This is a genomic window from Clostridium sp. AM27-31LB (genome assembly GCF_003480745.1).
In the GTDB taxonomy this organism is placed as follows: domain Bacteria; phylum Bacillota; class Clostridia; order Lachnospirales; family Lachnospiraceae; genus Butyribacter; species Butyribacter intestini.
This window is the reverse complement of sequence record NZ_QUJS01000012.1, coordinates 76038-84389: the sequence shown is the minus strand read 5'-3', so window position 1 is coordinate 84389 and position 8352 is coordinate 76038. Positions and strand designations below refer to the sequence as shown.

Annotated in this window: 6 protein-coding genes and 1 tRNA gene; 1 reads left to right on the top strand and 6 read right to left on the bottom strand. The window is 36.7% G+C overall.

The annotated features are described in order from the left end of the window. Window positions 1-33: 33 nt before the first annotated feature. Window positions 34-117: transfer RNA gene (locus tag DW721_RS14760), tRNA-Leu, on the bottom strand. A 412-nt stretch (window positions 118-529) separates the two neighbouring features. Here DW721_RS14760 and DW721_RS14755 point away from each other — a divergent pair. Further along, the gene (locus DW721_RS14755; protein ID WP_182436344.1) at window positions 530-1627 is read left to right on the top strand and encodes an HD-GYP domain-containing protein; all 1098 of its coding nucleotides are present in this window, start codon (window positions 530-532) and stop codon (window positions 1625-1627) included. 197 nt (window positions 1628-1824) lie between these two features. Here DW721_RS14755 and DW721_RS14750 read toward each other — a convergent pair whose 3' ends face one another. The 5 genes from DW721_RS14750 to DW721_RS14730 all read right to left on the bottom strand — a co-directional run bounded on the left by DW721_RS14750 (window position 1825) and on the right by DW721_RS14730 (window position 8205). Beyond that, window positions 1825-2205: a hypothetical protein gene (locus DW721_RS14750; RefSeq protein WP_022013592.1), complete on the bottom strand. Its 381-nt coding sequence runs from the start codon at window positions 2203-2205 to the stop codon at window positions 1825-1827. A gap of 79 nt (window positions 2206-2284) precedes the next feature. Then, complete coding sequence (locus DW721_RS14745; protein ID WP_118746184.1) at window positions 2285-2626, bottom strand: hypothetical protein; 342 nt, start codon at window positions 2624-2626, stop codon at window positions 2285-2287. Between the two features lie 88 nt (window positions 2627-2714). Beyond that, window positions 2715-4850, bottom strand: a complete 2136-nt coding sequence (locus DW721_RS14740; protein ID WP_118746183.1) for a beta-galactosidase — start codon at window positions 4848-4850, stop codon at window positions 2715-2717. A gap of 46 nt (window positions 4851-4896) precedes the next feature. Beyond that, on the bottom strand, window positions 4897-6882 hold the full coding sequence (gene uvrB, locus DW721_RS14735; RefSeq protein ID WP_118746182.1) for an excinuclease ABC subunit UvrB: 1986 nt from the start codon (window positions 6880-6882) through the stop codon (window positions 4897-4899). 60 nt (window positions 6883-6942) lie between these two features. Then, window positions 6943-8205, bottom strand: a complete 1263-nt coding sequence (locus DW721_RS14730) for a S41 family peptidase (RefSeq protein ID WP_118746181.1) — start codon at window positions 8203-8205, stop codon at window positions 6943-6945. Window positions 8206-8352: the final 147 nt, after the last annotated feature.

Here is an 8352-nt window from a genome sequence, read left to right as displayed (position 1 = left end):
CTGATACAACATCAGACTTCCAAACATATCCAATGCGGAAGAAGGGACTTGAACCCTCACGTCGTTGCCAACACTAGATCCTTAGTCTAGCCTGTCTGCCAATTCCAGCACTTCCGCATTTAACCCTTAACAAACATAAGTATCGTTTGTCACGAACAATACATATACTACCAGCTTTTTTTACATTTGTCAACACTTTTTTATTATTTTTTCAGCCAAACTGTAACAGTTCAGCCCAAAAAAGATGAGTCAATAATACATGAGCTTGCTCAATGTATTATTGACTCATCTTTTTTGGGCTGAATAGCCTTTCATTTATGAAATGAAGTAAACACAAGCTGCATAGCAGCGACTGACAGCTTGCTGGCAGGTTTACGAATGTAATAAATGAGAGGCTGAACTGTTACACCAAACTTTTTAAATATAAATTTAATGCTTTTAAACCCTCTATATACTTGTTTTTCTATGCATTACAATGTTATAATATATGTGGATGCCTTTATCTGAAAAGAAGAGGGAGATGATAATAATGAAAACGAAAAAACTATTTACGGCTAATTTGCGTCCCGGAATGATTGTTGCAGAATCCGTTTATACATATAACGGTCGGCTTATCATTCAGGAAAACACTGAACTTACACCGGATATAATTAGTAAACTAAAGCACTATGCCATTAAAACAGTATATATATTTGTTAATGATTCACCTGAAAAGACTGAAAACACTAACAATAATGATAATTACAATCAAAAACCAACATACTTTGAACGAATTGAGCAGTCAGAAGATTTCAAAAAATTTCATTCACAATTTGATTCATGCCTTACAGGATTCAAAAAGACATTAAATGATATGATAATAAAAAGCGGCGACGGACTTGTCGATGAAATGATTTCAGAAATAGAAAGCATACTCGAAAGATCCAGGAATCCACTTCATCTTCTTGAAATGATGCAATGTATGCGTGGATACGATGATTTGACATACGCCCACTCTATAAATGTTGCACTTATATGTAATGTTATTGGTACATGGATGAACTTAAGCCATGATGATATTGAAACGCTTATGATAGCGGGAATGTTGCATGATATAGGAAAGTTGCGTATTCCACCTGAAATCATCCAAAAACCTTCAAAGCTTACCGATAACGAATATGCTATTATCAAAAAACATCCTGAATATGGTTATGAAATCCTTTCAACCAAAAATTTAAACTCTAAAATAAAACTTGCTGCACTTCAGCATCACGAACGATATGACGGAAAAGGCTATCCAAATGGTTTAAAGGGAAATGAAATCGATTTATTTTCAGGTATTGTCGCCATTGCAGATGTTTATGATGCAATGACTGCCGACAGAGTATATAGGAAAGGAATTTGTCCGTTCCCTGTCCTTGAACATATGGAGCTGCAAAAAGAACTCTACGAGCCGGGAGCATTGTATAAATTTATCGAAAGAACCGTTGAAGCCTACATCAATACAGAAGTAAAATTATCAAATGGCGATGTTGGTCGTGTTGTATTGTTAAATAAAAACTTTCTCTCAAGACCTATTGTCATATCAGACACAAAAACATATGATCTTTCAAAAGATTTTCACCTGCACATTGATACATTGCTTTAGAAGCATAAAATTCCAAAAGGATATGTAGTCAGGCAAATATTTCCGGTAAGCTCTGCTTACCGGTTTATAACACGATTACAAAAACTTCTCTGATAGTGAAAAAACACCATAGGATACAAGATTTAAATGCTGTTCACACTCTGTTTTAAAAACTGATAGTTACAGCTCTAAATCTTAAATTCTATGGTGTTTTTATTTTACAATTTCGGCAGATATATGAACATAAGATATGCCCATCTTATTATCATACCGGTAATAATGATAACTATCTGAAGTATAATATCAAACCATTTTTTCTTTACTTTCTGCTCTCCGGTTTTGGCATCTTCTTCTATAAGGTCAATTTTTGGTGAACACCTCTTTATCATCCAGATATAAAATCCAAGAACAACAAAGTATCCCAAAAACATAACCGCCCCTAAAAGCTGTGACAAGCCATCTCCTTTAGGACTGTATGCTGCTGCACTTCCCGATGCATTTGTAAGTTTCGTAAAAGCGGAGTAAAGATAATCAAGAGAAATATATCCCAATACCAGACTGATAATAGAAAAAATCAATCTTCTCCACCATTTCATCATGCGATAATTCCCCCTGTTTAATACTTATTATGCATACTTGCTATGCATATTTGCTATGCATATTTGCTATGCATATTTGCTATGCATACTCATCAAAATTCATTCCGGATAATATCATGCTGTCTCTTTCCATCTTTGAAATCTCATATGGATTGTTTGTATTATTATATGAGACATTCTGTGCATCTGCATATTTTGACTTGACTTCATCTGCTTCTTTAGTGTCATATGTCTCACTTGTCTTATCATTTCCATAAACAACAGCATATTTTGACTTGTCCTGTTCGCCATCAACAGGCTGTGTGCTTTTAACCTTTGTTACCGGAGTAACAGGATTGTTCTGTATCTGGTTAAAATGTGAATTTCCATATGTATATATACTGCTGATATTGTTCATTACATTGATACCACTTATCTGCATAAAAATCACTCCTTGTCAAATTCATATAAAGACTTATCCTAAACCATCTTAATATTCCTATATAATCAATTATACTCTCCTTTTTTCTTCAATGCAAGATAGTTTCTTGTATGTTCATCTCAAATGGCTTTAATGTAATCTGTTCTTTCCCGATAATGACTTTCTGCTCTTTTTCGGTATTGTTAAATATAAAACGCCACTTTTTATCACCATAACGATATGTAACTTCCACACCTTTTTGAAGTCCGTCTATTATGTCAAGCTGCTGCCTTTTGGCAATCTCCCTTGCAAATCCTATACTTGCGTCACGATTTAATACTGTACCAAAATAATAGACTTCTCCATCACCATATTTATTTCTTGTGACAGCCGCAAAATCTTTATAAAACTGCTCATCATATCTTGCAAGCACTTCCACATTTTCGTTTTCTTCTATTATATCGCACCATCGTTTTCCAATAATTTTCACTTTTCTTATTTCTTCATTTGAATTTACATCGTTGTCACTATTTAATGCATAGTCTGATTTTTCAACTTCCTTATTTTGGCTTTCTAAATTATATTGTGATGTTGCATTTTCTTCTCTTTCACTCTTTAAGGCATACTTCGACTTTTCAGCAAATTCATCCGACAATCTCAGCCTCACTTCCATACCATCAGGCAACGCTTCATATTCAGTCACTTTTATTCCCGTGAGTTCGGAATATATCGTCGGCAGTTGTTCCATAATACATTTATTATTATAATCCCTCTCACCTGAACGATTCGTTAAAATAACGGCAACTCCATTATTTGCCGCTCTTTCAAGTTCTTTTAATGTCTCCGCACTCTCAACGAGCATTGTCGGTGCGATGACAATTTTATATTTGTCAAGTCTCTGTGTCTGATTTATAATGTCAACTCCAAGTCCCAGACAGGTAAATGCATCATGCCACTGTTTTAATTGCTCAAGATAATACATTTTCTCCGCCTGATACTGATTTTTAAATGCATACTCATTGTCAGATGAATACAGTATCGCAATCTCATTTCTGCATATTGTTCCCGCAAGATTTTGAATTTTTTTAACCTCATCGCAAAGTCCACAAAACTCCTTATATCTTCTCCCAGGCACATTACTGTGGTCTATTATCCCATGCCAGTACATCTCAGCACCAGAAACAGCCGTGCGCCATCTGAAATGCACAACGGCATCCGCACCATGTGCGATTGCCTGAAGTGAATACCCCTTTAACATTCCGGGTCTTGTTGTAAGTGACATAGGCATCCAGCTTCCGACACTTCCGCTTAGCTGTTCCATAATCCAGAAGTTTTTATTTTTTATGCCACGCATCAGGTCAAGGTGAAATGCGTGCGAATACAATGTTTCATCATCTTTTGGCAGATTTGTAAGCGGATAATTGTCATATGATACAACATCAAGATTTTCAAACATATCATAAAAATCAGGCATATTCTCACATAGCCAGTTGTTTGTCGTAATAAATTTATCAGGAGAGATTTTTCTGATAATGTCCGACTGAAACTTAACATAATCGCAGGTGCTCTCAGATGCGTATCTGTTAAAGTCAAGGTTAAGCGAGGGATTCAGCCATTTCCCATTTTCATTCATCGGCGGCATAATCTGTGAAAAATCACTATACTCACCGCTCCACACATTATTTCCATATGCCTTATTGACCGCCTGTATCGTACCATATTTCTTCTTAATCCATTCCCTAAAAGAACTTTTACACACATCACAACAACAGTGATTTGCCTCAAGCTCATTGTCAATCTGATAACCTATAACATATTTATTGTCCTTATATCTCTCGACCATATGCGTGATTATCTTTTTAGAAAGTTCCCTGTAAACAGGGCTGTTCAAACACCTGTGTCCTCTTATCCCAATGGAAATCCTATTTCCCTTTTTATCAATTTGGATAATCTCCGGATACTTTTTAAAAAGCCACTGTGGAGGTGTGTTAGTAGGCGTACACAAAACAACATATATATCCCGGTCCTCAAAAAGTTTAACCGCCCTGTCAAGCCACTCAAAATCAAAATCGCCCTCATCCGGTTCAAGTCTGCTCCATGCGAACTCAGCCATACGGACAATTTTAACACCCACCTCATGCATCATATCCGCATCATTAACCCATAGTGACTCATCCCAGTGCTCCGGATAATAGTCCACACCGATATTTATTCCCACCGGCAATTTTATCTTACTATCAGTCATCAAAATTTCCTCTCTATCAAAAAACTCCTCTCAACCTGCATTATTTTCACTCAAGCTTTTTTATCTCAATCAACTGGTCACGCAGCTTCGCCGCCAGCTCAAAGTTAAGTTCTGCTGCCGCCGTATGCATCTGTTTCTTAATCTTTGCAACAAGTTTGTCAATCTCCTTCTCACTCATCGACTCAATATCCTTAGTTATATCCTCGCTGCTTGTCTCAACTTTCTTTGATATACTGATAAGGTCTCTTACTGCTTTCTTTATTGTCTGTGGCGTAATGTCATGTTCCTCATTATACTTTGCCTGTATCTTTCTTCTTCGGTTCGTCTCATCTATCGCATTTCTCATCGACTCCGTTATCACATCTGCATACATGATAACACGACCATCAGCGTTTCTCGCCGCCCTGCCTATAGTCTGGATAAGAGAAATCTCCGAACGCAGAAATCCCTCTTTATCAGCATCAAGTATTGCAACAAGCTCTATCTCAGGTATGTCAAGCCCCTCACGCAGAAGATTTATACCGACAAGCACATCAAACACATCCATTCGCATATCCCTAATTATCTCTGAACGCTCAAGTGTATCTATATCTGAATGAAGATACCTCACCCTTATGCCTATCTCCTTCAGATAATTTGTCAAATCCTCTGCCATCTTTTTTGTAAGTGTGTTTATCATTACTTTATTTCCTGCATCAAGTGTCTTTCTTATCTCACCCACTAAATCATCAATCTGACCTTTGACCGGTTTTACGGTAATCTCAGGATCAAGAAGACCTGTTGGTCTTATTATCTGTTCAACTCTTGCAAGCTCATGCTCTTTCTCATACACATTCGGTGTGGCTGATACAAAGAGCATCTGGTTTATGTGGCTTTCAAACTCGTCAAAATTAAGAGGTCTGTTGTCAAGTGCTGACGGCAATCTGAAACCATACTCAACAAGTGTGTTTTTTCTTGAACGGTCACCTGCATACATTCCTCTTATCTGAGGTATCGTGATATGTGACTCATCAACCATTATAATAAAATCATCAGGAAAATAATCAAGCAGTGTGTGAGGCGGCTGTCCCGGTTTAAGTCCCGACAAATGTCTTGAATAATTCTCTATCCCCGAACAAAAACCTGTTTCACGAAGCATTTCTATGTCAAAGTTTGTTCTCTCTGAAATCCTCTGAGCTTCAAGAAGCTTGTCCTGACTCTGAAATTCTTTTACTCTGTATTCAAGTTCATTTTCTATCCTAATAATAGCCCGGTTCATGTTGTCACGGTCTACTACATAATGAGATGCCGGAAATACTACCATGTGCTCAAGTTCTGCCTTTATCTCTCCCGTAAGCACATCTATCTCAGTGATTCGGTCAACCTCATCACCGAAAAATTCTACTCTTATTGCATGTTCTGACTCTGAAACCGGAAATATTTCCAAAACATCCCCTCTCACCCTGAAAGTACCACGCTTAAAATCCATATCATTGCGGGCATACTGGATTTCAACAAGTTTTTTAATAACCTCATCCCTGTCCTTCATCATCCCCGGTCTGAGCGAAACAGTCATGTTCTGGTAATCAATAGGACTTCCAAGACCATATATACATGACACACTCGCCACAATAATTACATCTCTTCTCTCAGTTAAAGCCGCTGTAGCCGAATGTCTTAATTTATCAATCTCATCATTTATCGATGAATCCTTTTCTATATATGTGTCCGATGACGGAACATATGCCTCAGGCTGATAATAATCATAATAAGATACAAAATATTCAACTGCATTTTCAGGAAAAAACTCTTTAAACTCACCGTAAAGCTGTGCTGCAAGAGTCTTGTTATGTGCGATTATAAGTGTGGGCTTGTTGAGTTTCTCTATAACATTTGCCATAGTAAATGTTTTTCCCGAACCCGTAACACCAAGCAAAGTCTGAAACTGGTCGCCCTCCTTAAATCCTTTTACAAGTTCCTCGATAGCCTGCGGCTGGTCACCGGTTGGCTTGTATTCTGAATGTAATTTGAATTTTTGTTGTGAATTTTGCACAAAAACACCTCCCTAAAATTTTATAAATCAGTGTACGACAGTAAAACTACAGCAGATACATCAACGCTTAGATTTAAGAGCTATTGTAAGATAATCCAATGCAGCATTTATCTGATTATCAACTTTATAACCGCTTTCTTTCAAAGCAGTCATTTTTCCGTTACTTTTAACCTTTATATCAGGCTCAAAACCTGTTCCGTGTATATTTATGCCCTTAGGAGTATAATATTTTGATGTCGTGAATTTCAGTCCTGTTCCATCACGGAACGCAAATGATGACTGTACTATTCCTTTTCCGAAAGTCTTTGTGCCAAGAAGTTTCGCTTTTCCATAATCTCTGAGTGCTCCACAAAAAACTTCAGAAGCACTTGCAGAATTGCCATTTACAAGAATAACTATCGGAATATTTATTTCTTTATCATCCTTTGTGTAATACTCCTCTGCTACTCCGTTCTTATCTTTTGTATATACCACAAGTTTTTTAGGAAGTATCTGATCCAGCATATCAAGTGCGGTGTCCAAAAGTCCACCTCCGTTATCTCTGAGATCTATGATAAGTCCTTTTTCATTTTTCTTTTCCAAACAATCTACAGCACTTTTAAACTGCTTCTTAGTAACTGTTTCAAAGGCACTCACCGAAATATACCCGATATTATTATCAAGCATTTTGTATGAAACAGTATTATCATGAATCACTTCTCTTTTAATATTGAAAGTGATAGGTTTTTTATTTCCTTTTCTCATCACTGAAATGCTTACATTTGTTCCTTTTTTGCCTTTCATTTTTGATACGGCATAAGAACTATCCTTTCCCTGGATATTTTCCCCATCAACCTCAACAATAATATCTCCTTTTTTTATTCCCGCTTTTTGTGCCGGGCCACCCTTTACAACGCCTGCCACCTTTAAATAATTATCGTTTTTCCCCTGTGATATATACGCACCTATTCCACAAAATTCTCCTTTTGTCTTTTCTGAAATATCCTTATATTCATCCTTTGTATAATATGCAGCATATTTATCATCAAGTCCGCTTACCATCGCCTTATAAATAATATCTCCCATTTTGCCATAATCTATATCATTAAGGTAAAATCTGTTTATATACGACGACAATATCTCTGCCTTATCCTTTATCTCTACTGCCTCTTTGGACATTCCATTCTCATCCCATTTCAGACCTGCCGCCACATTGATTTTTCCTGCATATTGAGCAATCGTCAGTGCACTCAACAAAACTAATATGCAGCCTGCCGCCCCCATAATGACTCCGCGTAAAAAATCAAAATTAATATCTGTTTCTCTATCTCTGTCCATATTCATGTCTATTTCTCTCCTGTCAGTTTATATCTACATTTACGAAACAATAACAGTTCAGCCTTGCATTTCTTACTATCATAATCTGTAATGAACACAACATATAACCTGTTTCGCAATCATTTAAATATTTATATGATGATAACACAATAT